The following is a 26,045-nucleotide window of genomic DNA, read 5'->3' as shown; positions in this document are numbered from 1 at the left end:
CTGCCGTCGTAGCAAGTCCCGCACCAAGGATAAAAGCGCTCCGTGTTGAATGGGCAGGCTGTACCGCGCTCATTGCCCTGCCCCCCGCTGGAGCTGGCCGATGATCTCGTCACGCGGGCCGTCGGCCAGCACCACGCCCTGATCGATGACGATCAGCCGGTCTACGATCCGCAGCAGCGCATGGCGGTGGGTCGACACGATCAGCGTCTGGTCCGGCTCCAGCGCCCTTTCCAGATGGTCGATGAACAGATTCTCGGTCTGGTTGTCCATTGCGCCGGTCGGCTCGTCGAGGAAAAGGAGCTTGGCCGGTTCCACTAAGGCGCGCGCCATGACCAGAAAGCTGCGCTGTCCGCCGGAAAGGCGGCTTCCACGCTCCCCGATATGCAGGTCGAACCCCGCCGCATCGCGTCCGAAGAAACGCGCCGCGCCCGAACGTTCCAGCGCCTCCAGCAGCTTTTCGTCGCTGGCTTCCCGCGCCCCCAGCAGCAGATTTTCCCGCACCGAACCGCTGAACAGTTCGGCATCCTGCCCGACATAGCGGAAGGCGGAGCGCAGCTCATGCGGATGATATTGGCGGCTGTCCACCTCATCGATGGTCAGCAGGCCGCCGGTGGGCGGATAAAGGCCGCAGATCACCCGGCCCAGCGTCGACTTGCCCGACGCCACGCGGCCGATCAGGCCGATGCGCTCGCCCGGTTCGATGCGCAGGTCGATGCCGCGCAGGCTCGGTTGGCTGGCGCCGGGATAGGCGAACTCCAGACCCTGCGCGACGATGGCGCCCTTGCGGATCTTCGGAATGATGCCGCGGGCCCCGTCCAGCCGTTCGTCGGGCTGATCGATCAGCGTTTGCAGGCTGTCCAGTGTCGTCATGGCCTGACGCCCGCGCACGATCACGAAGGCAAGCTGCCCCACCGGAGCGAGCGAGCGCCCGGCCAGCATGACGATGGCGATGATCGCGCCCATCGAGATGTTGCCCGCCGCGAACATGTAGAAGCCGCCGATGACCAGCGCGATGCTCGTCACCTGCTGGCAGAGGGCGGCCAGCGTGACGCTCTTGGAGGAAAGCCGCCGCAGCTTTTCCTGCGTGGCCGCACTCATCCGGGCGTAGCGGCGCCAGCGCTCCAGCATCCGTCCTTCGGCGCGGCAGGCCTTCAGCGTCTCGATGCCGCCAATCGCTTCGACCAACGCCGCGCTTTGCAGGCTGGAGTCCGCCTGGGCATCGCGTGACAGGCGGGCCATCGATCGTTGCAGGACCCAGCCTGCGCTCGCCATGATCCCCATCATGACGACCGGTACGATGGCCAGCCAGCCCCCCAGAAGGGCGATGATGCCGACGAAGAAGAAGAGGAAGGCGATGTCCACCACCAGAACCACGGTGGTCGAGGTGAAGAATTCGCGCACGGATTCGAATTCCGTCACCCGCCGCGCCAGCGCCCCGGTGCTGCCCGAACGGCTTGCCAGCGGCGTGTTCAGCACCTTTTCGAACAGCCGTTGCGAAAGGCGCTCATCGATCTCCCGCCCCGCCTCGTCCACCAGTCTCGCGCGGGCAATGCGCAGCGCGAAATCGAGGCTGAAGGCCAGCATGACGCCGACGCCCAGCACCCAGAGGCTGGAAGCCGCCTTGTTCGGGATGATCCGGTCATAGACGTTCATCGTGAACAGCGGCAGCGCGAAGGCGAGCAGGTTGATGATTCCTGCTGCCAGCATCACATAGCCGAAGCCGCTGCGGGCGCGCCAGACTTCGCGCCAGAACCAGTGCTGGCGGGCGCGTTCGTCCCAGGGGCGTTCCTCGGCCCGTTCACGGCCATGATCGGCCATGACCACCAGCGCCTCACCGGTGAAATAGCCTTCGAGATCGCTGAGCGGGGCCCAGACGGCTTCATCCGCATGCGGAAGCTGGACCAGTGCGTCGCCGGCCTTGATGTCCAGCAGCAGCAGGAAGCGTCCGCCACGAAGCGGCAATATGGCGGGCAGATTGCCCGGCCGCCATTTGTCCAGCCGTCCCCGGACGTGATCGCTCAAAAGGCCGATCTGGTCGAGCGCGGATTCCGCCTGATGAAAGGGCAAGCGCCCGGATTCATCGACGGCCAACCCCGCGCGGAGGCTTACGATACCCGGCGACCGGTCGAAATGCCGCGCCGCATGGGCGATGCTCTCCACCAGCTCGTCGCTAGGCGTGCCTTGATGGTCCAGCCATTCGGCCAGACTGAGTGTGCTTCGTTCCAACATTGTTTACCCCGCGCCATCCCGGCTTGCGCCGGGATGACCCCCAATAATGAAACTCAGCCCGGATAGCGCCGCCGCTGCAACTCAGCGGGCGGCAGATCGGGGACATTATAGGTCTTCCGCGCATCGGCCTTGGCGTCCGAAGGCGCGGCGAGGCCCAGCGTATCCAGCAGCGTGTTGGTGGCCGCCAGAATCTGATATTGCGCGAAAATCTCCGAGAAGCGGGCCGTTTCCGTCCGCACCTGCGTGTTGAAGCGGGTGTTCTGGCTGTCCAGAACGTCCAGCAGCGAACGCCGGCCGACATTGAACTGCTCGCGATAGGAGACGAGCAGCCCGTCGGAGACCGTGCCCTGACGCGACAGGTCAGTCACGCGCTTCTTTTCCGTGTCCCAACGGTTCCAGGCGGTGCGGACATCCTCCTCCGCCTCGCGCAGCCGCTGGCTCAGGCGGAAGCGCGCCTCGCTCGCCCGGCGGGTCATCTCCTGGACCTTGGCACGGTTGATGCCGCCGTTGAAGATCTGCCAGCGCAGGACGACGCGGCCCTGAATGTCATTGGTATTGCCCTTGAAGCCGTCGACATCCTGACCGACGCGGCCGGTTCCTTCGACGGAGACCGTCGGCCCCAGTTCCGACTTGGCCTCATCCACCACGGCATGCGCCGCCTGGATGTCGGCTTCCGCCTCGCGGACCAGCGGATTGTGGGTGCGCGCGGCGGCGATCGCTTCGTCCAGCGTCGGCGGCACGGCGCTCGTCACCGGATCGGGCATCACCACCTGATCGATGGACAGGCCGGTCAGCGTGCGGAAGGAAATAGCCGCATTGGTCATGTCCTGCTCCGCCTCGCTCTTGCGGACGAGGGCGGCTTGCAGCCTTTCCTCCGCCTGCTGCTGATCGGCGATGCTGATCGACCCCTTGCTCACGCCTTCCCCCAGGTCGCCCAGCAGCTTGCGGTGGAAGGAGATATTGTCCTCAGCCGCCGCCACGACCCGCTGCTGGAGCATATAGTCGAGATATTGGCGGGTGACGTTCAGCGCCACGAACTGCGAACGCTCCCCAACGCGCAGCGCCGCGCCGTCGGTGCGGGCGGCCTGCCGGCGCTTTTCCGCGCTGCGATAGCCGGAGTCCCAGACGGTTTCCTCGGCCCGCACGCTGGCTTCCAGCGGCCAGAGCGTCTGGTTATCGAGGTTGAGGGCGCGCCGGGTGGCGTTTTCCAGACGGCGGACGCCCGCCGATCCCTCAACGCTGACGCGGGGCAGATAAAGCCCCTGCGCCTGTTCGCGCTCGAATTCGATGGCTTCCTTGTTCTGGATCGCCTGGTTGATTTCCGGATGGCTGTCGATCGCTGCGGCGATCGCGCTCTTGAGATCGGTGGTCTGGGCCCAGCCCGTCGAAACCATGGCCGCCGCACAAAGGGCGATCAGGCTGCCGCATGTCTTGCGCATGATAGTCATGCCTTCCTCCCCTTAATTCGCACTGGCGGTGATTTCGACCCGACGGTTCATCGGTTCGCGCACACCATCGGCGGTTTCGATCTTGAGCTGGGTCTCGCCCAGGCCATTGACGGTCATGGCGTCTGTCGCGATGCCGCCCTGGCTCAGCAGGCTGGCGACATTCTGCGCGCGGCGCAGCGACAGGCCGTCATTATAGCGGGTCGTGCCCGACGTGTCGGTGTAGCCGGTGACGCCGAAGCGCTTCCACCCGCACTGCGCCGCCGTCTGCGTCAGCGTGGAGATGGTATTGACGCCTTCGGGAAGCGGCGCGTCCATGTTCCAGTCGAAGAAGATGGACACCGCCGGTGCCGTACAGTCCAGCGCGGGTGGGGCTGAAGCTGCCGACACCGGCGGCGGTGGCGGCGCCGAGAGGCGTGCCACAAAGTCGTCGCACTTGTTGATGCTCTCCGCATCCTTCGTGCCGGATTTGATGAAACCGATGGCGATGCCGCACTGGTTCTTCGCCTCGACCGCGTAGGTCCAGCGGCTGTCCTGGGCCGCGCGCACGCTGGCGTCGCCCACGGCCTTGACCGCCGTGTCGTAACGGCTGGTGAGCGCATCCCTCAGTTCGGACTTGCCCAGTTGCAGCAAGGGCGAAGCAGGCGCCGCCCAGGCCGCAGTCGTCGTCAGCATGGCGGTTACCAGCCCGACAGCCGCCGCCCTTCCAACTGCATTTCGCATATTCACTCTCCCCAAAATTCCCCGCGAGAAAATCGAATTGTCAGCCATGGGCGACCGCCATCGCTTCATGCGCGACCATCGCCGCTTCGAAGATGGCGGTGGCCGCGGCCATGTGCCCTGCGTCCGCCACTTCGACGGCAGCCGGGCTCAGCAAGGCCGGCGCCCCCGGATGCTCGCCACCCGGCAGGGCAGCCAGCAGCGCGTCGATCTGCGGCGCGTCATGGGTGCCCAGCGCTTCCTTCACGACTTCGGCCGCATTGGCCGCCGGAGCGGCCTGCTGTGCGGCCAGAACCGCCGCCGCGTTGCCGTCGAAGGCAGGCGGCAGGTCGATGGACTGGGCCAACAGGCCCTGATGACCGCTGAGGTCGGGCTGCGGAGCCTGGGCCGTATCGGCTGTCGCCGCATGCGCTTCGCCGCCGCCGGACAGGGTGGCATGCTCCGGCGCAGCCTCCTCGCTGGCATGGCCGGTGGACGTAGTGGGCTGCTCATGCGTCGCCTGATCGTCCGTCGTGGCGAGCGAAGTCGGTTGGCTCTCCTGCGAAGGCGCCGGTTCGGTCGTGGTCGTAGCAGCCGGTGCGGTCTCCGTAACGGGCGGAGCGGTTTCCGCCGGAGCGGGTGCAGGCTGCTGCTCGGTCACATGCTCGGCCGCACCCGCCGCCGCGACCAGGCTGGCGGCTACCAGCGCCTGGTTGAAGCCGCTGGCCGTGCTATCCGTCTTGCTCGTGTCGCTTGCCTTGGCGCCGGTCGCGAACATGACGTCCCCGACCGTCCCCTTGGTGCCGTCGGTGCGGACGAAGCTCGCCTCGCCCAGCACGGTGACGTCGCCATTGGCGGCGGTATAGCCCTTGCCATCCGCGGTCAGATTGATCGCGGCGATGCCCATAGCGGTGAGCGACTTGAACTCGCCCGCGTCGACCACGCCGTTGCCGTTCGCATCCTGCCAGACGCCGAAATCAGCGAAGGCCGCGTCCTTGGCATCGAATACGCCGTCGCCGTTGCTGTCATAGGCAAGGCGCAGGCCCTCCAGATCGCTCGCGGCGCCGGGCGCATCGTCGGCAAAGACGATGTCGTAACCGCCGCCCGTCGCATGGGCGAGCAGCCCGTCGTCGGAGGAAACCCAGGCGGTCGCAACCGCGCCATGGCCATAGTCGTGGGTGACGCCCGCCGACAGACCGACAAATTCCAGCCCGTCGCCATCCAGGTCGATGGCGACCGGGGGAACGGCAACCGGGTTCAGCGTGACGCTGACCGAACTGTTGACGCTGTCACCGTCTGCATCCGAGGCGACGATGGCATGGTTGATGTTGATTGGCGTGCCGCTATTCAGCGTCTCAACCGAGAAGACGCCGAGGTCGAACGGATTGTTGACGTGCGGCGATTCCACCAGCACCGCATCGAAGCCCTTGGTGCCGACAATCTCATATTTGTCGTTCACCTGCAGGCCGGTGATGGTGACGCTGCCGGAAGCGAAGGTCACACCGATGCTGCCCTGCGTCCCCGAGCCGGTGAAGCTGTAGATATTCCCGGTGCTCACATCCGTGACGATTACCTTGGCGATCGGGACGAAGCTTTCGCCCGCTTCCGGCGTCACGGAAGAGAAGCCCAGATCCTGGTCGTTGTCGGCATCGATGGCCGTGACCTTGATCGACACGGTGCTGTTGGGATTGCCGCCGACCTGAGCGATATTCTGCTCGAAGCTGATCACGCTCTGGTGATCGGCATAGGAGAAGCCGGTGGTGGTGGCGGGATTGCCGACCAGCGTCTTGATGAGATCGATGCGTACCGCCTCGTCGGGATTGACCGACTGGTTGTCGACGCCGATGGAGTCGCTGTCGGTGTTGACCGATCCCCGGGCGCCCGAAGCGCTGCGGCCGGAAAACAGCACGTCGATGGCATCGGTGGTATCGACGCCCAGGCCGCGATAGTCGGTGTTGCCCGCCTTCGCCGCGCTGAAGCTGCTGATCGAAATCTCGCTGCCGTTGGTGATCGTGCCGTGAAGGTCGAACACATATTTGTCCGTCCCCGGCTGGAGCGTGATGGTGTAGCCGATGTCTCCGTCCGCCGTCTTCGCCGTCAGCACATTCGTGCCGTTGCCGAAGATGAACAGGTCTTCGCCGGCCAGCCGCAGCGTGGCGCCGCTGGTATCCTTGGCGAGCGCGCCGTCGGTGATGGTGAACAGCGCATTACCGACGCCATCGGCGCCCGCCACGCTGGCGAAGTTGAGGTTGAAGGCCGTGGCGGGACTGTCATTGTTCGCCACCGATCCAGCCGCCGGCGTGAAGGCGCTGGGCATATCGTCGTTGAACGAGATGTTGAGCTGCCCGATGGCCGAGGAGGTCGGGTTGGTCGTCGCGTTATAGTCGCTGTCGGTGACGAGGAAATTGAGGCTGACCGAGGCGTCATTCTCATTCCCGCCGGCCGCGTGCAGCACATTGTCGAGCAACGTCACCGTATAGGCGCCGGTCGTCGGATTGACGACGACCTGGAACAGCGGCGTGCCACGGCCGCCGACCGTCGTGATGGTCGCGGTCAGCGTGTTGGTCGTGCCGTTCCAGCTATAGGATACGGTGTCCGTACCAACCGTGCCGGTCGTGCCGTTCAGATTGGCGAAGCTCACGCTGCCGCCGCCGTCGGCGCCGAAGGTGAAGGGCAAGGTGCCGCTGAAGCTGGCCTCGCTGGGCCCAGCCGCGCCGGTGTCGCCCACATTGGCGTCGACGTCGCCGGTCGTGCTGGCCGCGTTGCCGCCGGTCAGGCCGTCGTCATCCAGCTTGGCGGCGGTGTTGTCCGCCGTCGGCTTGTTCGCGTCGCCCTGGAAGGTGAACTTCAGCGTCGCGCTGGCCGTGTCATTGTCGGCGTCGCGCATGACATAAGTGAAGCTGTCGAACGATCCCGAAGGCACCGACGCCTTGGGCGTGTAGGTATAGCTGCCGTCGGAGAATAGCTGCAACGTGCCATAGGCGCCGACGATCGTCTGGCTGCCGCCCAGGGCGATGGCGTTGCCGCCGACCGATATGACGGCGCCGGGCGTGTCCGCACCGACATGGTCGTTGGTGAGGACATTGCCGGTGGAGGCAGCTGCCTTTTCGATGGTCGTCACATTATCGTCGACGGCGATCGGGCTGTCATCCTCGATCGTGACGGCGATGCTGGTGGCGACCGTGGCGGTGCCGTCGCTGACGTTCACGGGGACCAGGAAGTTCTTCACATCCTCGACATTGATGCCGCTGTGATCGACCGATTGCAGCAGCGTCACCGTATAGGCGCCGCCGTTGGTGATAGTGATCGTGATCACCGGCACCGCGCCGACCGAACCGGTCAGCGTCTGCGTGCCGACGCCGCTCCAGGTGACGGGCAGGCCGTCGGCGGTCAGCACCGCGCCCGGATTGCCCAGCGTCATGCTGATGCTGTCGCCGTCGACGTCGCTCGCGGTGATCGTGCCGGTGGCGACCGTCGCATTGGTGGTGTCGTTCGGCAGGCCGGGCGCGGTGTCGGCATTGGCGCCGGTCAGCCCCTCTTCCGAAACGACCGCGATGCCGCTGCCGACCTGCGGCGCGTCATTGGTGCCCTGGATGGTGATGGTCAGGGTCGCGGTGGTGCTATCGCCGTCGCCATCCGTGATGGTGTAGGTGAAGCTGTCGGTCAGCGTCTGGCCGTCGTCCAGATGCTGGACCGCCGCCAGACCGTTGTTCAGCGTATAGGTGTAGCCGCCCGAAGCGTTGAGGACGAGCGTGCCATAGTTGCCCGTCGCGTTGCCGCCAACCGTACCGCCAGTGACCGCCGTCACCGCGCCGCCCGCCGCAGGACCGTCCGCGCCCAGCGAGTCCGCGCCCGCCGGATTGCCGTCGCTGCCCGCGCCGGTCAGCACATTGCCGCTGGCGGTCAGCGTGACGTCTTCCTTGACGATGTCGGTGTCGTTGGCCGCGACCGGCGTGTCGTCGTCGACATTGATGGTCAGCGTGCCGGTGGCCGTGTCATTGTCGGCGTCGGTGACGCGATAGCCGATGTCGAAGCTGACGTTATTCTCATCGCCGCCCGCCGGATGGACGATGGCGGCGTTCTGGACCACCGAATAGGTGCCCGCGACCGGATCGGTCAGCGTCACCGTTAGGACGGTCGTGCCATTCTGCTTCACCAGTAGCACGGTGCCGTTGCTTTCATAGGTGAAGCCAGCGGGGGCCCCGGTGCCGAGCAGGGTGATGCCGCCCGGACCGTCGGCGCGATAGTCATGGCCGAGCGTGCCTGTGGCGTTGAGGCTGTTCGCGTCGTCGCCCGTGCCGTTCGGATTGCCGCCCGACAGCGCGTCGTCGTCCAGTTGCACCACCGGATTGGCGCTGACAACCGGCAGGTCGTCGGACACGCTGACCGAAACGGTGCCGGTGGCGGTGTCGCCGTCGGTGTCCTGCGCGATCACCTGCACCGAGCCGAGCGCGACCAGATCGTCCACATTGACGCCCGGATGGGTGTCGTAATTGTCGTTCAGCGTGGCGGTCACGGTCGCGACATTGCCGGTGACCGACAGGTCCAGCGTGACGACCACGCCGCGCTCGTCCGAACCGGTGATCTGCGTGTCGGATACCCGCAGCCAGGTCAGGTCGCCAGTCAGGCCGCCGGTGCCGCCGAAGACGATCGAGGTGATGGCGTCCGAACCGGGCGTGAAGGTGATGGTGCCGCTGGCCGAGTCCGGATTGCCGGCGCTGGTGCCGCCCGCCAGATTCTGATCGTCCAGCGCCAGGGTGATCGGGCCGCTTGCGGTGGGGATTGCGCCGTCCGTGACGGTGATCGGCTGCACGGCGGTCGACTGGTCTCCGTCGCCGTCGGTGATGACATAGGAGAAGCCCGCACTGACCCCGCTCGCATTGTTGAGGTTGGTCGACGGGTTGAAGGTCCACGCCCCCGCCGCCGTGAAGGTGTAGGCGCCGAAGGCCGTGCTGACGTTGGTCGTGCCCACGGCGTTGATCGCCGTCGTGACGCCGCCGATCGTGACCGAGGTCAGGGTGGCGCCGTCAGCGCCCAGCGTATCGTTGGTCAGGACATTGCCGCCGATGTCGGCGCCGTCCTCCGCCACGGTGCGGGCGGTGTCATCGGCCGCCGTCGGAACATCGTCCACCACGTCGATGGTGATGGTGCCGTTGGCTATATTGCCGGAGCCGTCGACCGCCTGATAAGTGAAGACCTCTGCACCCCCAAAGGTCTGCGGCCCGTCATTGGCGGTCGGCCCGTCGACCGGCGAGGTCAGCGTATAGGTATAGCTGCCGTCGCTGTTGAGCAGGATCTGGCCATGGCTGCCGGTCGCGGAGCTGGTCAGCGTGTAGCTGACCGCGCCCACGACGTTGAGCTGGCCGGTCGCGGTTTCGGTGGGCTCGCCCGGCGTGCTGCCGGTGACGCTGCCCGCCGCGATGTCGTCGCCGGTGATGCCGGTGTCCAGCGCCGCCTCGAAGACCGTCTTCGTCTGGTTGTCCGCCGCCAGCGCGACATTGGCGACGTTGATGGTCAGCGTCGTCGTCGCCAGGTCGCCGTCCCCGTCGCGGATGGTGTAGACGAACACATCCTGCTTGTCGGCGGAGATGGCGTTGGGAGTCGCGTCATAGCGGTAGCTGCCGTCCGCGAAGAGCGTCAGCGTGCCGTAATCGCCTGCCACCGCTGTGCCGACATGGCCGCTGACCGGGCTGGACGGATCGCTGCCCTTGGCAACGCCGACCACGCCCGCCGCATAGCCGTCCGCGCCCGGCTGGTCATTGTGCAGCACGCCGTCGGCCGTGGCGACGATCAGCGAGTCTCCCTCGCTCACCGAACCGCTGTCGGCCGTGGCGACCGGCGCATCGTCCAGCACGGTCACATTGATCGTGTCGACCGGCGAGACATCGCCGTCGCTGTCGGTCACGCGCACTGCGAAGGCGTCGCCCGCCTTGGGGTCGGCCGCGCCGCTGATGCCGTCGCCGTCGCTGGTGACATTGTCCGGATGGGCCGGGTCGTTGACCGCCAGCGTATAGCTGTAGCTGTAATGCCCCGCTCCGTCGGAGGTCACGGTCAGCGCACCCGCCGCGCCCGCGACCACCACCGGCGTTCCCGCCGTCGCCGCGGTCACGTCGACCCAGGCGCCGTTCTTGTCCTGCACCTCGACCCTGGTCAGCGTGTCGCCGCCGGTCGCGATGGTCATGGCGCCGGTCGCCGTCTCGCTGTTCCCCGCCTCCTGCGTGCCGCCGGGCAGGCCCGCTTCGGACACGGTCATGTCGGTCACGCTGACGGTCGGCGTCGAATCCTGGAGCAGGTTGATCGTCACCGTGGCGGTCGACTTGTCGCCGTCGCCGTCGGTGATGGTGTAGGTGAAGCTGTCGCTGCCCTCCGCGCCCGCATTGGGGGTGTAGAGGAAGACGCCATTGCCCTGATAGACCACCGTGCCCTTGGCCGCGCCGGTCTCCAGCGCCACGCCGCTGGCGAGGTTGACGCCGTCGGCCCCCGCCACGTCATTGGCGAAGACGTCGATCGTGACCGCCGCATTTTCGGTGAGCTGGCCCGCGACATCGTTCACCGCAGTCGGCACATCGTCGACCACGCGGATGTCCAGGCTGGCGCTGTCGGTCGACCCGTCGGTGTCGGTGACGACGACCGCGAAGCTGTCCGTCAGGCTGCCGTCATTGACGCCGCTGTGCAGCAGCGTATTGTCAGTAAGGACATAGCTGTAGCTGACGGTTCCGCCGATCACATCGCCGTCCGCGCCCACGGTCGGCGTGAAGCCGGTGATGCTGAGCGTGCCATAAGCGTTGGACAGGGTGACGCCGCTGATGAAGCCGTTCGCGCCGAAGATCGGCTGGCCGCTGACCGTGATGGCCGCCACGCCGTCAAGCGCGGACAGGGTGAAGCTGCCCGTCTGGGTCAGCGCCGCCGCATTTTCGGAACTGCCACCCGGCAGGTCGTTTTCGAAGACGGTTTCTTCCGCGCCCTCGCCGTCCAGGCCGCTGATGGTCACGCCATCGTCGCTGCCCTGGATGGTGATGGTGATGGTCGCGCTGCTGTTATCGCCGTCCCCGTCGGTCAGCGTGTAGGTGAAGGTCTCCGTCAGCGTCTGGTTCTTGTCCAGGCCCTGGACCACGCCATTTTCATTGTTCAGCGTATAGGCATAGCTGCCGTCCGACTGGATCAGGAGCGATCCGTACAGCCCGGCCAGCGGCGCGCCGACGGTTCCGGCGGTCTCGCCAAAGACGATGGCGCTGACATGCGCGCCGTCGGCGCCCTGCACATCGGCATTGCCGTCGGTCGCGTTGGCGTCCGCGCCGCCCGAACCGGCGATGACGTTGCCATCGGCCACCAGCGGGCCATCCTCGCGCACCGAGTCCGCATCGTTTACGGCGGTCGGCACATCATCGATGATGGTGATGGTCAGCGTGTCGGTCGCCTGGTCACCGTCCACATCGGTGACGGTGACGACGAAGCTGTCGGTCACATCGTCGCCAGCCGTGTTGGTGGTCAGCGTATAGCTATAGTCGATGGCGCCTTCGCTGAGGCCGGTGATCGTCAATATGCCCTTGTCGGTGACGATTTCCTGCCCGACGCCGGTGATCGGAATATTGTTGATGGTGACGCTCGCCGGGCCGTCCGGCGCGGTATAGGTGATCGTGCCGTCCGTCGTGTCGACGCCGCTGCCCGCATTGGAACCCATCGGATTCGTTAGGCCGGATTCGTCGACGATCGTGCCGTCGCCCACCTTGGGGATCGAAATGATCATGACGTCACTGTTGGCGATGTCGATCCGCAACGTCGCGGTGGAGGTGTCGCCGTCGCCGTCGCGCAGCGTGTAGCTGAAGCTGTCGCTCACCCCGCCCGGCGTGCCAGCCGCGCGGACATAGCTGTAGCTGCCGTCGGCGTTCAGCGTCAGCGTGCCGTAAGTGCCCTCGAACGTGCCGGTGGTCGTCACGACGGCGCCGTCCGCGCCCTTGACGTCGGCGCCCGCCGCGCCGGAGACGGTGCCCGCCCCGGTGATGACATTGCCGGTTTCCGGACCATAGGTGCCGGCGGCGACGCCATCGACATCATTGTGGGCGGTCGGCACGTCGTCGACGATCTGCACGTCGACCGTCGCATTGGCGGTCGACCCGTTGCGGTCGGTGGCGACGACGGCGAAGCTCTGCAGGATGCTGTCCGCGCCCGCCGCGCCATGGCCCAGGCTGTTGTCGGTCAGCACGAAGCTGTAGGTGAAGGTTCCGGCCGTCGGCACGCCGCCCTGCGTGGCGGTCGCGGTGAAGCCTGTGATGGTCAGCGTGCCGACCGGCGTCGTCACCGCCTGCCCGGCGACGAAGGCGCCATTGGCCAGCACCGACGCGCCGCCGACCGTGACGCCCGACAGGCCGTCAGCGCCGCTGACGCCGAAAGAGCCGGTCTTGGTGAGGCCCGCCGCATCGGGCGAGCTGCCGTCCGCCAGGTCGTTTTCCAGCAGGACGACTTCCGCGCCCTCTATCCCCGGCGCGCCATTGAGGCCGGTGATGGTGATGCCGTCATCCGCGCCGTTGATGGTGATGGTCAGCGTCGCCGTGGAGGTGTCGCCATCGGCGTCGGTGATCGTGTAGCTGAAGCTGTCGGTCAGCGTCTGGCCGGGGACCAGGAACTGCACCGCCGCATTGCCGTTGGCCAGCGTATAGCTATAAGCGCCCGACGCATTCAGCGTCAGCGTGCCATATGTGCCCTGGAAGGTGCCGGTGGTCGACACGACCGCCCCATCCGCGCCCTGGATGTCGGCAACGCCATCGGTGGCGTTCGCGTCGCTGCCGCCGCTGCCGGTCAGGACATTGCCGTCCGCGACCAGCGGGCCGTCTTCGGTCACGCTGTCGGCATCGTTGACGGCGGTCGGCGCATCGTCCGCGATCGAGATGGTGAGCGTGGCGCTCGCCTGGTCGCCGTCGCTGTCGGTTACGACTACGGTGAAGACTTCGGCGGGCGGCGTGCCGACCACATTGTCGCCCAGCACATAGCTGTAGCCGATCGCACCGTCCGCGATGGAAGTGATCGTCAGCACGCCGAGCGGCGTCGTGACCGTCTGCCCGACCGCCGTGATCGCGACGCCGTTGATGGTGACGCCCGCCAGGCCGTCGCTGGCGGTGATCGCGATGGTGCCCGTGGTGCGCTCGCCATCCCCTGCCGCGGCCGAACCGGCCGGCTCGTTGCCGCGCGCGGGAAGCCCAGCCTCGCTCACACCCGCGGTCGCGGCAGTCGCGCCAGCGGGTTGATCGGGGGTGATGATGGTGACTTCCGGCTCCTCATTGGGCGCGATGGGCAGGATCTCGCGCTCCTCGGGCTGGGTAAACAGCAATTCCGTCGGCGGCAGCAGGTCGCCCAGGCCATGCGGATCGCCCACATCGCCGTCGGGACCGGTGAAATTGCCGCCGGAGCTGCGCGGCGGACCGGCTGCAGGCTGCGGCTCCTCCCCGATCAGCAAGGCCGCCAGGTTGACCGAGGGAATTTCGACATCGCCCACGACCAGGCGCGGCATGACCACCGCGCCGTCCAGGATCACCAAATCGGTGCCGTCCGGCAGGTGGACGATCAGATTGCGTCCGGAAACCTCGATCCCATTGATGTCGGTGCCGGCTGGCAGGACCACGGTGCCGTCGGGATTGGGTTCGACCGTGCGGACAACCTCCGCCCGATGCATCTTGCCGGGATGGACCGCCTTGCCCCTTGCGGCCAGAGCAGCCGCTTCCGGATGAAGGGCCTGCTGATGGTCAGCGGCGTCTTTGCTATCCCAATCGCGCTCGAAATCCATTGTCCATCCCACCTGTCGCCATGGGGGCATGGAAGGAGCGCGCAAGAGGCCTGGCCCAGAATGCACAGTGCATACGGAGCTGACATCTTTTCCCGACATTGCGGCAATCAGCGGATCAGCTATTGCCCCTAGTCAACGTTCTCCCGCCGGCAGGACCCTTTTGCCAAGTCGACCGCCGCCCCGGATTAACCTTCTGCATCTGTATTTTTACTGACCCGATGGCCGATCTTATTCTCCGCCTGCAAAATGAGTCACGAAGATTCCAGTTTTGTTAACCATTTAAACGCGATACGGCGGAAAAAATAACTTATGCTCTATTACGAACGATATAGGCGGAATTTCATACTTATATCCTTCAGCCTATGCTGAACTTGGATTTGGTTAACAAACAAGGCTTACGACATATGCGACTCGGGCGAGTCGATCTTGCTCCATTCGTTCAATGGCTGCCGCGACAGGGCTTCCCGACCGCCCCAATCGGATTGGAAGTTGCAAGGAAGGAATGAAAACGGGCGACCGGCTTGTGCAGCCGGCCGCCCGTCCAAAATGCGACCCATAGACTTATCGTGCGGAGCCGTGCGTTCCTTTCCCCGGCTTCGTCCAGTCGGCCTGTGACTGGCGATAAGCTATGGAAAATCAACCCCCCTCCGACAGGAATCAGGAATAGCGGCTATGGCGGTTTTAACAATTAACCCGATGACTTATATCCAAGGATAATTTCTCAAGACACGATGAAGAAAGACAAGGACATCCGTCCTCAAGGACTGGATTCTCTTGTTGCCTCCGACCCCTCGGACGGAGCTTTTTCCACATCATTTTCATGCGTGGCCGCCGGAGACATTGAGGTTACTGGTCCGTCCGTGCCGTTCATCGCACCGTTCGCGACGATCCCGGACGGTTGCGTGGGCGCGGCGGCGGCGATGGGCGGCGCAGGTCTGGGCATGGCGGCCAGTATCTGTTCCATCCGCCGGCTGCGCGCGCTGCCCGATCCGGTCGTCCGCCGAAAGCTGGCCATCGCATAATCGGCCAATGGCTCCGCCGCATCATAGCGTTTGCGCGCGATGTAGAAATCGACGAGATTTTCCACGGCAAGCTGGGTATTGGGATCGTCCTCTCCCCGCGTTCGCAAATAGCTGTCGAACACGCGCCGGTAGAGGCCTTCCGCCTCGCGATAGCGACCGGTCGACTCCAGTTGCAGCGCGAGATCGTTGGCGGAGATAAGCGTGCGCGGATCGTCCGCGCCGAACAACTCATCGGCGAGCGTCAGCCCCCTGCGCGCGGGATCGACGCCGTCGGCCGGATTGCCGGACGCATAGGCCGCCTGGGATGCGGCCACCAGCTTGCGCCACTCCTTTTCGCGCGCCTCGGTAACATCGGGGACATAGGGGGCCTGCGCATGCAACGGCGGCGCGAGGCAGAGCAGCAAGGCGCCCCGCAATATCCAGCCCCTGTTGCCGCCGGTCATGGCCATCCTCCCCGCGCTAAGCCTTCCCTATATCAGGCTATGCGCGACAGGATTAAGAAAGTGCAAGCGCGACGTGGAGCCCGCCCGCCTAAGGCGCGAGAAGAAATCTACGCCGAAGCCAGTTCGGCATGACGGATGAGCACTTACCCCGTCAGCGCCTCGACCAAAGCCTTGACCTTCTTCTGCCGCCATTGCGGCAAGGGCGCGATCAGCCAGTAGGCGAGCGGGGACGGCGCAGCGTCGCCCACCTGCCGGATGCGTCCTGCGTCAATATCCGCCTGCGCCAGCAGGAACGGCACGCAGGCATGGCCGAAGCCATGGGCCGCCGCCTCTATCGCCAGCCCCGCATCGGCCACGCGGATCGTCGCGGGCGCGTCCCCCTTCGGGCAGCCGGGCCATTCGATGCGATGGTCAGGGCCGCCTTCCGTCGCTTCCACGGTGACGAAGGCCGCTTCGCCCAGCTTGATGCCTTCATTCTCGCCCGGCCCCTCGGCCAGTCGCAAGGCGAGGTCGAGATTGGCTTCGGTGAAGTCCAGCGTCTCGTCCGCCGCGACCAATGCGAATTTGAGGTCCGGCTGGCTTGCGGCATAGCCCGCAAGGCGCGGCTGGAGCCATTTGGCGGTGATGTCGCGCGGCGCGGCGATGGTGAGGGAACTGCTGGACTGGCCAGCCTGCATGGCGCGCACCGCTTCCTCAAACTCCAGGAAACCGGCGCGAAGGGCCGCAAGGCCTGCCTCGGTTTCGGGAGTGAGTTCCAGCCCCTTGGGCGTGCGGCGGAACAGGACGACGCCCAGCAGGTCCTCCAGCGCGCGGATCTGTTGGCCCACGGCCGCAGGCGTCACCGCCAGCTCGTCCGCCGCGCGGGTGAAGGACAGATGCCGGGCCGCCGCATCCAGCACGCGCAGGCCGTTGAGCGGCAAATGGGTACGCTTCATTCAGCCACCGCCGGCGCGATCAGCGCGAAATGCGGGATGGCGATGTCGAACGTCTCGCCGCTCGCGCCGATCATATGATAATGCCCCTTCATCGATCCCGTCGGCGTGTTGAGCGGGCAACCCGACACATAGTCGTAGCTCTTGCCCGGCTGCACCACTGGCTGTTCCCCCACGACGCCGTCTCCATCGACCCGATGCTGCGTGCCCCGTCCATCGGTTATGATCCAGTGACGGGTCAGCAGTTGCACCGGCTGGTCCCCGTCATTCTCTATGCGGATATGATAGGCCCAGAACCAGCGGCCCCGGTCCGGCTCCGACTGTTCGGGCAGGAAGGTGACGGCGACGTGCACGTTGATGTCGCGCGTCGTCGCATGGAAGGGGAAAAGTGCGTTCACGGCTTAAGAAATGCGCCTTTCACCCCTCTTCCGTCAACGCCCTATCGACTTCAGGGCGCGATCCAGATCCTCGATCACATCGTCCGGGTCTTCCAGCCCGACATTGAGGCGCAGCATATCCTCGGTAATGCCGACCTCCAGCCGCGCCGCTTCCGCCATGCCATAATGGGTGGTGGAGGCCGGATGCGTCATCAGCGAGCGCGAATCCCCGATATTGTTGCTGATGTCGACCAGTTCGAGGCCGTTGAGCAGACCGTGCGCCTCCGCCCGGCCGCCGCCGACATAGAGCGAGAAGATGGGGCCAGCCATCGCCATCTGCTTCATGGCCAGGGCATGCTGCGGATGGCTTTCGAGGCCCGGATAGAGCACCTTCGCCACCCGGCCTTCGAGGAATTCAGCAACCTTCAGCGCATTCTCGCTCTGGCGGCGGATGCGCAGGTCCAGCGTCTCCAGACCCTTCAGCACGACCCATGCGTTGAAGGCTGCCAGCGTCGGACCGGTGTTGCGGTGGAAGGGCAGCAGCGTGTTGAGGATGAAATCCTCCGTGCCGCAGATCGCGCCCGCGAGGACGCGGCCCTGCCCGTCCATCATCTTGGTCGCGCTATAGGCCACCACGTCCGCGCCGAACTCCATCGGCCGCTGGAGCGCGGGCGTGGCGAAGGCATTGTCGACGACGCTGGTGATGCCGTGCGCCTTCGCGATGCCGCAGATCGCGGCAAGGTCCGCCACGTCCATGGTCGGATTGGCCGGGGTCTCGAAGAAGAAGACCTTGGTGTTGGGCCGCACCGCCGCTTCCCACGCCGCATTGTCGGTCGCGTCGACAGTGGTCGTCTCGATCCCGAATTTGGGCAGCAGCGTATCGGTCAGCCAGCGGCAGGAGCCGAACAGCGCCTTGCCCGCGACGACATGGTCGCCCGCCGACAACTGGCACAGCAGCGCCGCCGTCATCGCCGCCATGCCGGTCGCGGTGGCGCGGCAGGCTTCGGCGCCTTCCAGCAGGGCGATGCGCTGTTCCAGCATCTCCACCGTCGGGTTCTGGAGGCGCGAATAGGTCATGCCCTCCTGTTCCCCGGCGAAGCGCGCCGCGGCGTCCTCCGCCCGGTCGTAGCTGTAACCGCTGGTCAGGAACAGCGCCTCGGACGTCTCGCCATATTCGGTACGGGCGCTGCCGCCACGTACTGCCAGAGTGGCCGGACGCCAGTTCCGGGTGATTTCGGGATTCTGCCCGCTCTTGCGCTTCATTTTCTTACCCTCAGATCAAAGCCGCGAGCACGGCATCGCCCATTTCGACCGTGCTCATCGTGCCGCCCAGATCGAAGCTGCGGGCGCCATCGGCCAGCGCCTTGGCCACGGCGGCCTCGATGCGGTCGGCCTGTTCCGGCAGGTTCAGCGAGTAGCGCAGCATCATGCCCGCCGACAGGACCGTTGCCAGCGGATTGGCCTTGCCCTGCCCGGCGATGTCCGGCGCGGAGCCGTGGATCGGCTCGTACAGGCCCTGGTTGCTGTCGTTGAGCGTGGCCGAAGCCAGCATGCCGATCGAACCCACGCACATGCTCGCCTGATCGGACAGGATGTCCCCAAACATGTTGCCGGTGACGATGACGTCGAACTGACCGGGATTGCGCACCAGCTGCATCGCGGCATTGTCGACATACATGTGGCTGAGCGCCACGTCGGGATAGTCCGCCGACACCTCTATCACCACGTCGCGCCAGAGCTGGCTCGTCTCCAGCACATTGGCCTTGTCCACCGAGCAGAGCTTGCCCCGGCGGGCGCGCGCCGCCTGGAAGCCCTGATGCGCGATCTTGCGCACCTGCTCCTCATTATAGGACATGATGTCATAGCCTTCGCGCAGGCCCTCGGGCGTCTTGCGCATGCCCTTTTCACCGAAATAGACGTCGCCATTGGTCTCGCGCACGATCAGCAGGTCGATGGCGCTCGCCACCTCCAGCTTGAGCGCGGAGGCATCGGCCAGTTCGGGGAAGACCTTCGCCGGGCGCAGGTTGGAGAAGAGGCCCAGTTCCTTGCGCAGGCCGAGGATCGCCTGTTCCGGGCGCAGATGGCGCTCCAGCGAGTCGCAATCGGGATCGCCCACCGCACCGAACAGGATCGCGTCGGCGCGCTTGGCCAGTTCCAGCGTCTCGGGCGGCAGCGGATGGCCCACCGCCTTGTAGGCCGCGCCGCCGACCAGCCCTTCCTCATAGGTGATGCCGGGGATCGCCAGCGCGTCCAGCACGCGCTTCGCCTGCGCGACGATCTCGGGACCGATACCGTCTCCGGGGAACAGGGCGATCAACATGGGCAACTCCTTCAAACGCGTGGCTGCCCCTTATGAAGCCGCCGCCGCCAGCGCAAGCATTTAGGCGAGGGGAGAAGGAGGCGCGGCGCAGGAACACCGACCGCTAAAATTCAGGCAACCGCTCTTTTCAGCCTGTCCACCAGGCGCTCCCGCGCCGCGAGGACATCGACGCGCCAGTCGGTAAGGACGGACCGTTCGAGAAAGAAGCCCGTCAGCCGCAGCCCGTCCAATAAGGCGGGCCAGTCCCCTGCCCCGCCCTCCAGCAGGAAAGCGGGCAAGGGCAACAGCCGGTCCTCATAGCCGACGGCCCCCGCCCGGCTGACCGCCGCCGCGCTGCGAGGGCTGACATAGGCCAGATCCTCATTCCCGCCGGTCGCAGCGCAACGGGTAAGGTCCAGCCCAAAGCCCAATTCCGCCAGCAACAGCAACTCATAGCGGATGAGCGCCACCGCCCAGCCCCGCGCAGCCGGCGCCGCCTCCACGGCGCCCAGCACGCCGTCCAGCGCCTGATGGAGCGCGGGATAGGGCGTCCCTTCCGGCAGGGCCACGGCGGTGAGCGCGCAGACCCAATCGATCGCGGCCGCAGGCAACGGCTCCGCCAGAAGGGGAGCGCGGCTGTGCTCCAGTTCGACGGTCAGCCCGGCCAGTTGCTCCTCCGTCCGGGCGCGGAATTCGGCCTTGACGGCATTGCCTGGCAACAGGACGGGACGCAACTGCCGCGAACGCCCCCCCCGCACATAGCCGGCCAGCAGGCCATGGCCGGGCGTCAGAAGACGCGCGATCGCCCCATGTTCGCCATGGGGCCGCAACGCGCAGACCAGGGCCGGGGTGATCAGCGTCGCCATGCCCACTCCATATCGGCCAACGGCCCGGGGCGCCATCCATGACCTTTCGCAGCCCAACTGTCCCGAAATCGCGCAAAATCGCCGCACAGGGCCCTTCTGCCTTTTGATATATGTTGCTTTTCGATCAGGTCATGCGCACAATTATCGGCGGGGACTTGTCGGGGGACAACTTTCGCCATGTATCATATGCCCTTGGCGTCATCTTCCGTGATGGACCGCCTGGTGCTTTGGCTGGGACGTTCACCGACGCTGGGTTTCGCCATATCCCGCGTCGCCTTTTCCGCTGCGGCGACGTGGCAGATCGAAGCGATGTTCAGCAACGAGCCGGATTTTGCCCGCACGGCATTGCTGTTGAAGGCAGCCGTGTGGACGTGGACGGCGATCAGCATCGCGCAGAATTCGCTCACGCCGCCTTTGGGCCTGCTGCTGCGGCCCATCTTCCTGATATTCGACCTGATCGCCTTCCTGACGGTGATCGTGCTGTGCGAACCCTTGCAGATCGCGGCGCTGGGCTGCCTGTTCTTCGTCGCCTGGTCCGCATCCGACCGGTTCGGACGCGGCGCGGTCCTCATCCTGGGGATTTGCCTGATCTTCGCCTTCATCGCGCGGGGATATTATGAAAGCTGGGCCTCGGCCCGCCATGTGCCGGCGGTGGACCGCGCGATCGACAGCCTGACCATCGTCATCGGCTGCGTCATCGCCGCCTCCATGTTGAGCATGAACATATTGGAGCGGCGGCTGATAAGCTGGTCGGAACGGCTACAGGGCGTCGGCCTTTCCTTCCAGAAGTCGCTGGCGCAATTTCTGGTGGAGCAGGTCTCCCAATTGATGAACTCCCGCTATTGCGCGTTCGTGTGGGAGATGATGGACGATACCGCCGTCCATTGCGAACTGTACGATGCCGACGGCGTGCGTCACCTCGCCCTGCCGCAGAAGCAGATCGACGGCCTGTCCAACGTGACGCCGCGGGAGGCGCCCTTCCTCTATTCCACCCAGTCGCCGCGGATGCTGCTGCGCAGCCGCCTCGGCATATTGCGGAACGAGCGCGCGCCGGACCTGATCGACAGCATATCGGACGTGTTCGGCCCCGGGCAGGGCGCGAGTATCCATATCCAGGCGGGGGAACTGCGCGGCCGGCTGTTCATCGGGACCAGCCATGGCTGGTCGCCCGCCGTTCTGCTGCGCTGCCTGCGCATACAGGAGGGGATCGACCTTTTCCTCGAACGCCACTTCTTCTTCCTCGCCTGGCGCCAGCGCACCTTTGCAGAGGCGCGTCAGGCGCTGAGCCGCGATCTGCACGACAGCGTGCTGCAGACATTGGCGGCGCTGCGCGTCAGACTGGCGACCACGATCCACGGCCTGTCGGATGCCGCCGTTCCGGACCAGTTGGCGGAACTCAGGTCGATGGAGGAACTGGTGACGGCGGAACAGGCGCATCTGCGCCGGCTGCTCAGCCAGCAAAGTCCGGTGTCGGCCGAAACCGATGTGGACCTTGGCCGCGAAGTCGAACGCTGCTGCCGCTTCATCGCCCTGCAATGGGCGATCGATTGCCGCCTGAACCTGGCCGAACGCTCCATGACCGTGTCGGCCGAAACGGCGGCGGAGGTCGAATATCTGATCCGCGAAGCCGCGGCCAATGCGGTCAAGCACGCCCATGCGCGCCACATCACCGTGTCGATCGCGCAGGTCGACGACGAGATATTGATCGCGCTGAAGGACAATCCCGGACCGCAGGCGGTCGCCCGCGAAAACTATACCGGCGACTTCGAACTCCAGTCGCAATCAATCATGAAGCGGCTGGGCAAGATCGGCGGAACGGCATATTTTCATAATCTGAGCATGAATTCACTGATCTCGATCAGATTACCCTCCTCCTTACCAAGGTCTCCGATATGATGACCCAGATTGCGATAGTCGACGATCATCCGATCTTCCTGGACGGCATGGCGCAGTTCCTGAACTCCCACGGCCATGACATATTGTTCTGCGCCCGCTCGGTCGAAGAAGCGCTGGAGCGGATGCAGGCCGGCGAACCGGACCTGCTGATCCTGGATGTCAGCATGAAGAGTGGCGGCGGCCTTGCGATCCTGTCCGCCATCCGCAACAGCGGCAGCACCGTGCCGGTCATCTTCATGACCGTGCATATCCGCCCGGAACAGACGCTGGAAGCGATCAAGCTGGGCGTCGACGGAGTGGTGCTGAAGGACAGCGATCCCAACGACCTGCTAAGCTGCATCCAGCAGGTCATGAGCGGCAACAAGAGCATCGCCCCCTTCGTCATGGAACAGGCGCTGGTGCACAGCATTTCCGCGCCCGCCAGCGAAGCCAATGTGCTTGCGGTGCTGACGGAGCGGGAACTGGAGATCGCCGGCCTGATCCGCGCCGGCCTGCGCAACCGCGAAATAGCGAGCCGGTGCGGCCTCACCGAAGGCACGGTGAAGGTGCACCTGCACAGCATCTTCCAGAAGCTCAACATCAAGTCGCGCTCGGAACTGATCATCATGATGATGTCGATGGACAGTGAAATGCCCGCCGTAGGGATGGAGCATTGAGCGGCTGTTTGGCGGCGAAATAGCGGAAAGCGGATCGTCTGCTTTCCCTTGCGGCGTCGCGTGCTCCCGCACTGGCTGGAATTCAATCCCGCCGCCAGCATGTCATCGCACCGGTTGAACTGAGATTGCACGAGCCACCCGATCAATTCGGGTGCCTGCGCGGGCGCATAATGGCGCCAACCAGCCGAAAGGCGAGCCGGAAACGCCATCATGCCCTGTATCCGGATCACCCGACACCCCTCGGCCTGGGCTTGCCGAATGGCTCAACCCGTACCCGATGCGCGATCCGATTCAACCCACGATGCGCTAACTCAGCCCATGCACGAAATCCGGCAGACGCGCCACGCCGCTGGGATTGGGTCCAGCCATATACAGCGCCATGATCGTGCCCAGCGCAATCGCCACGCCATAGGGAATCGGCCCTTTCTTGCCGAACAGCGCAACGGACGAACCTTCCCGCACGCTCTGCGGCACCAGCCGCCGGCCGGCCATCAGCACCAGCGCCAGCACACCGCCCCCGACGGTGACATAGACGATCCAGGGAATCACCCCCGCCCAGTCGAACCACAGCGCACAGGCCGTCATCAGCTTGACGTCGCCACCGCCCATCGCGCGTATGGCGAACAGGCCGCATCCCACCGCGAACATGCCCAGGAAAACGGTGCCGTTCCGCCAGATGTCATTTTCCCACCCCGCCACAGCGACCCAGACCGCATAAAGCCCGACAACCAACAGGGGGAAGATATTGGATATGCGCAGCCGGGCCATATCCTCCACCGCCGCCGCGATGAGGACGAGCGAAACGGCAAGCAGCACCAGATCCTTCATCACTTCCCCGTGGTCTTCAAGGTGTCGAGCGCAGCCGCGGCTTCGGGCACGAAACTGTCGGCTTCGGTCACGGCACGGCTGAGATAGGCCTGCGCCTTCGGCAGATCGCCCATCCGCATCGCCACCTGCCCGGCATTATTGAGCCGGCGCGCCCACTCATCGGCGGTGTCGGCAGGCCGGCGGCTGATGTCCTGTCCCGCCATCACATAGGCCGTGTCGCCATTCGCGATCACCCACGCATCGTCCGGTGCGCTTTCGCGCGCCTTGTCGAATATCACCGCCGCCTTCTCCGCCTTGCCCTGCTTGAGCAGCGACAGTCCGTAATTGTTGAGGACCTGGGAAGGCTTGTCGGTGAGTTGGAACGCCCGCTCATAAGCCGCATTGCTCAACGCCCAGGACTGCGCCTGGTCATAGGCCACGCCCAGCGCATTCCACGAGCGCCAGCGACCGTCGCAACCGGTCACAGCCCGGCGCAATGGCTCGAGCGCCTCCTGCGACCGGCCGAGGCGCAGCAGGGCGATCCCCCTCCCCTCATCGACGCGGCAGTTGTTGAGGCCACTTCGTTCCAGCGCGGTGAAACGCGCCAGCGCCTCCTCATCCCGCCGCTTTTCGAGCGCCATGCGCGCATCCGCAATCTCTATCGCTTGCAGGTCGCCCGATTGCGCGCCAGCCCGCCATTGGCTCAACATCGCATCCGCCTGGATGATCCGCCCGCCATCTATCGCCTCGTCCACCAGCCGGGCATAGTCCAGCGGCGGCGGTACCGCCCCGGCGGATGGCGCCGCAACCGCCAGCAGCAGCGCCCGGATCATCCCCGAGCGCCTTTCCGGTCGGGCCGCACCATGCTCTTCCACAAGTGCTCGAACAGACCGTCATAAGCGGGCTTTGCTTCTTCGCGTGCAGCCAGATTGGGCAAAGCCGCCGCATCCGGCCTGCCGACGGCGATGATGGGGGCCGTCAGTTCGGGCCGGGCCTGCGTTTCGGCCACGGTGACGATCCGGGTCGTCAGCTGCGGGTTGGTGCGTACCGCCGGTGCGGCTGCTTCCATCGTCCGCAACCGCACCTCGCCCAAGGAAAGGCGTTCCAACTCGACGCCCGCGACCGGCGCCGGGCGCGCGGCCGGCGCAGCCGAAGCCAGTTGAGCCAGCGTCGGACGAGCAACGACGGCCGCACCCGCCTGCGCCGCGCCGGCCTGGGCAAGCAGCGCATCGGCCTCGCCTTTCAGGCCTTGCGCCGACAGGCTCCGCGCGAAGTTGCGCGCGATGCGGGCATCTTCCGGCGCCTGCGACAGGGCCAGTTCGAAAAATTCCCGCGCCAGATCATGCCGCCCCATGGCCGCATAGCTGATCGCCACCCCGTTCAGGCCATGCGCATCGGTCGGATCGTTGCGCACTGCACGGCGGAAGGCATCCAGCGCCAGCGCATATTCCCCCCGCGAAAACAGCAGATCCCCCCGCGCCAGCGCATCCTGCGCCGGTCCGGCAGGCTGCTGATTGACGGGCCTTATCGAAAGGACGCCCTTTTGCGGCCCGCTGCACGCCGTCGTCGCCATGATGAGAGCGACTGCCATTATCCCTTTGCTCATGGTCCCCCCTCCCCCTTATCCTAACGAGTCATGACCGGCAGGATGTCGCGCACCACCCGCACTACCGCCGGCAGCATCAGCACGCCGATCATCACCGGCAGCATGCAGGCGACCAGCGGCACCGACAGCAGGACCGGCAGGCGATGCGCCTTCTCCTCGGCGCGCATACGCCGCTTCTCCCGCATCTCCGCTGCATAGACGCGCAAGGTCTGACCCACGCTCGAACCCAGTTGATCGGACTGGATCAGCAGCGTCGCGAAGGAGCGAATTTCGTCCACGTCGACATCGTCCGCCATGCGCCGCAAAGCATCCTGCCGGCTGCGCCCCGCGCGCAGTTCCAGAACCACCTTGCCCAGCGCCGCCGATACCAGCGGATGGGACAGGGCCAGTTCGCGGCCCACCCGATCCATCGCCGCCTCCAGGCCCAGGCCCGCCTCGACGCAGACCAGCATCAGGTCCAGCGCATCGGGAAAACCGTGGACGATTTCTTCCCGCCTGCGCGCTGCCTTGGCCGAAATATAGAGGTTGGGCATGTAAAGCCCCGAGACCGCCAGCAGCGATGCGATCATATAGAGGGTGATCGGAGCGGGCGGTTCCGGATTGCCGAGCGATGTGATCACGAATATCGCAGGCAGGGCAAAGGTCAGCACAAGGCGAAAAAGGGTGAATAGCTTCGGCGCTTCGGGCGACATGTAACCCGCCGCGATCAGGCGCCGGCGCAGGTTCACATTGTTCGTATCGACCAGCGAGATCCCCATCTTCTCGATGCGGTCGACCAGCTTCTTCCACTCGCTGCTGTTGCGTTCACCGCGCAGCGTCTGACTGTCATTCTGGGACGCCCCGCCTTCCCCGACCAGGTCGAGCCGGCTGCGCACCCGCGCGTTGCGCATCACGACTTCCGACAGTCCGAAGACCAGCGCAACGATGGCGATGAACAGCAAGCCCAACAGGAAAGGCCGCAACTGGATGAACAGTGCCGAACTCAACATC

The 26,045-nt window shown here is 65.7% G+C and carries 16 protein-coding genes; 2 read left to right on the top strand and 14 right to left on the bottom strand.

What is annotated here, in order from left to right; genetic code table 11:
- Positions 1 to 69: 69 nt before the first annotated feature.
- The 10 genes from A8G00_RS06385 to recO all read right to left on the bottom strand — a co-directional run bounded on the left by A8G00_RS06385 (position 70) and on the right by recO (position 20,090).
- Positions 70 to 2,229 carry a type I secretion system permease/ATPase gene (locus A8G00_RS06385; RefSeq protein WP_103000314.1) on the bottom strand — a complete coding sequence of 720 codons (2,160 nt, stop codon included), beginning with the start codon at positions 2,227 to 2,229 and terminating at the stop codon, positions 70 to 72.
- A gap of 53 nt (positions 2,230 to 2,282) precedes the next feature.
- Positions 2,283 to 3,677 (bottom strand): TolC family protein, encoded by a 1,395-nt coding sequence (locus A8G00_RS06380; protein ID WP_103000313.1) that lies wholly within the window; start codon positions 3,675 to 3,677, stop codon positions 2,283 to 2,285.
- 12 nt (positions 3,678 to 3,689) lie between these two features.
- Entirely contained in the window at positions 3,690 to 4,397 is a 708-nt protein-coding gene (locus tag A8G00_RS06375; RefSeq protein WP_172451802.1) for an OmpA family protein, read from the bottom strand.
- Positions 4,398 to 4,437: 40 nt separating this feature from the next.
- Entirely contained in the window at positions 4,438 to 14,151 is a 9,714-nt protein-coding gene (locus tag A8G00_RS06370; RefSeq protein ID WP_103000312.1) for a VCBS domain-containing protein, read from the bottom strand.
- 757 nt (positions 14,152 to 14,908) lie between these two features.
- The gene (locus A8G00_RS06365; protein ID WP_103000327.1) at positions 14,909 to 15,616 is read right to left on the bottom strand and encodes a tetratricopeptide repeat protein; all 708 of its coding nucleotides are present in this window, start codon (positions 15,614 to 15,616) and stop codon (positions 14,909 to 14,911) included.
- A 143-nt stretch (positions 15,617 to 15,759) separates the two neighbouring features.
- Positions 15,760 to 16,551, bottom strand: coding sequence for a LysR family transcriptional regulator (locus tag A8G00_RS06360; RefSeq protein WP_044661964.1), 792 nt, complete (start codon positions 16,549 to 16,551; stop codon positions 15,760 to 15,762).
- Positions 16,548 to 16,946, bottom strand: coding sequence for a Co2+/Mg2+ efflux protein ApaG (gene apaG / locus A8G00_RS06355; RefSeq protein ID WP_025546552.1), 399 nt, complete (start codon positions 16,944 to 16,946; stop codon positions 16,548 to 16,550). The genes A8G00_RS06360 and apaG overlap by 4 nt, the downstream gene beginning before the upstream one ends.
- A gap of 33 nt (positions 16,947 to 16,979) precedes the next feature.
- Positions 16,980 to 18,188, bottom strand: coding sequence for an O-succinylhomoserine sulfhydrylase (metZ, locus tag A8G00_RS06350; protein WP_044661963.1), 1,209 nt, complete (start codon positions 18,186 to 18,188; stop codon positions 16,980 to 16,982).
- A 10-nt stretch (positions 18,189 to 18,198) separates the two neighbouring features.
- Positions 18,199 to 19,245: a 3-isopropylmalate dehydrogenase gene (gene leuB / locus A8G00_RS06345; protein WP_103000311.1), complete on the bottom strand. Its 1,047-nt coding sequence runs from the start codon at positions 19,243 to 19,245 to the stop codon at positions 18,199 to 18,201.
- A 110-nt stretch (positions 19,246 to 19,355) separates the two neighbouring features.
- Positions 19,356 to 20,090 (bottom strand): DNA repair protein RecO, encoded by a 735-nt coding sequence (gene recO, locus A8G00_RS06340; protein WP_103000326.1) that lies wholly within the window; start codon positions 20,088 to 20,090, stop codon positions 19,356 to 19,358.
- A 186-nt stretch (positions 20,091 to 20,276) separates the two neighbouring features.
- Between recO and A8G00_RS06335 the strand changes: the two genes are divergently transcribed.
- Both A8G00_RS06335 and A8G00_RS06330 read left to right on the top strand, forming a co-directional pair.
- Positions 20,277 to 21,986 (top strand): sensor histidine kinase, encoded by a 1,710-nt coding sequence (locus A8G00_RS06335; protein ID WP_253257932.1) that lies wholly within the window; start codon positions 20,277 to 20,279, stop codon positions 21,984 to 21,986.
- Positions 21,983 to 22,642 carry a response regulator transcription factor gene (locus tag A8G00_RS06330; protein WP_044661959.1) on the top strand — a complete coding sequence of 220 codons (660 nt, stop codon included), beginning with the start codon at positions 21,983 to 21,985 and terminating at the stop codon, positions 22,640 to 22,642. Before A8G00_RS06335 ends, A8G00_RS06330 begins: the two co-directional genes overlap by 4 nt.
- Before the next feature lie 306 nt (positions 22,643 to 22,948).
- Here the strand turns inward: A8G00_RS06330 and A8G00_RS06325 are convergent, their stop codons facing one another.
- From A8G00_RS06325 to A8G00_RS06310, 4 genes are read right to left on the bottom strand one after another with little or no spacing between them, the layout of a single operon-like run.
- A complete protein-coding gene (locus A8G00_RS06325) occupies positions 22,949 to 23,470 on the bottom strand; it encodes a prepilin peptidase (protein ID WP_226870014.1) in 522 nt (173 codons plus the stop codon).
- Positions 23,470 to 24,282, bottom strand: a complete 813-nt coding sequence (locus A8G00_RS06320; RefSeq protein ID WP_103000309.1) for a tetratricopeptide repeat protein — start codon at positions 24,280 to 24,282, stop codon at positions 23,470 to 23,472. The genes A8G00_RS06325 and A8G00_RS06320 overlap by 1 nt, the downstream gene beginning before the upstream one ends.
- Positions 24,279 to 25,055 (bottom strand): tetratricopeptide repeat protein, encoded by a 777-nt coding sequence (locus A8G00_RS06315; protein WP_103000308.1) that lies wholly within the window; start codon positions 25,053 to 25,055, stop codon positions 24,279 to 24,281. The genes A8G00_RS06320 and A8G00_RS06315 overlap by 4 nt, the downstream gene beginning before the upstream one ends.
- Before the next feature lie 20 nt (positions 25,056 to 25,075).
- Positions 25,076 to 26,044 (bottom strand): type II secretion system F family protein, encoded by a 969-nt coding sequence (locus A8G00_RS06310; RefSeq protein WP_103000307.1) that lies wholly within the window; start codon positions 26,042 to 26,044, stop codon positions 25,076 to 25,078.
- Position 26,045 lies beyond the last annotated feature (1 nt).

The organism is Sphingobium sp. SA916, assembly GCF_002894065.1.
Lineage (GTDB): Bacteria > Pseudomonadota > Alphaproteobacteria > Sphingomonadales > Sphingomonadaceae > Sphingobium > Sphingobium fuliginis.
Note: the sequence above shows the minus strand (reverse complement) of the source record. Positions and strands in the feature narration are given on the sequence as shown.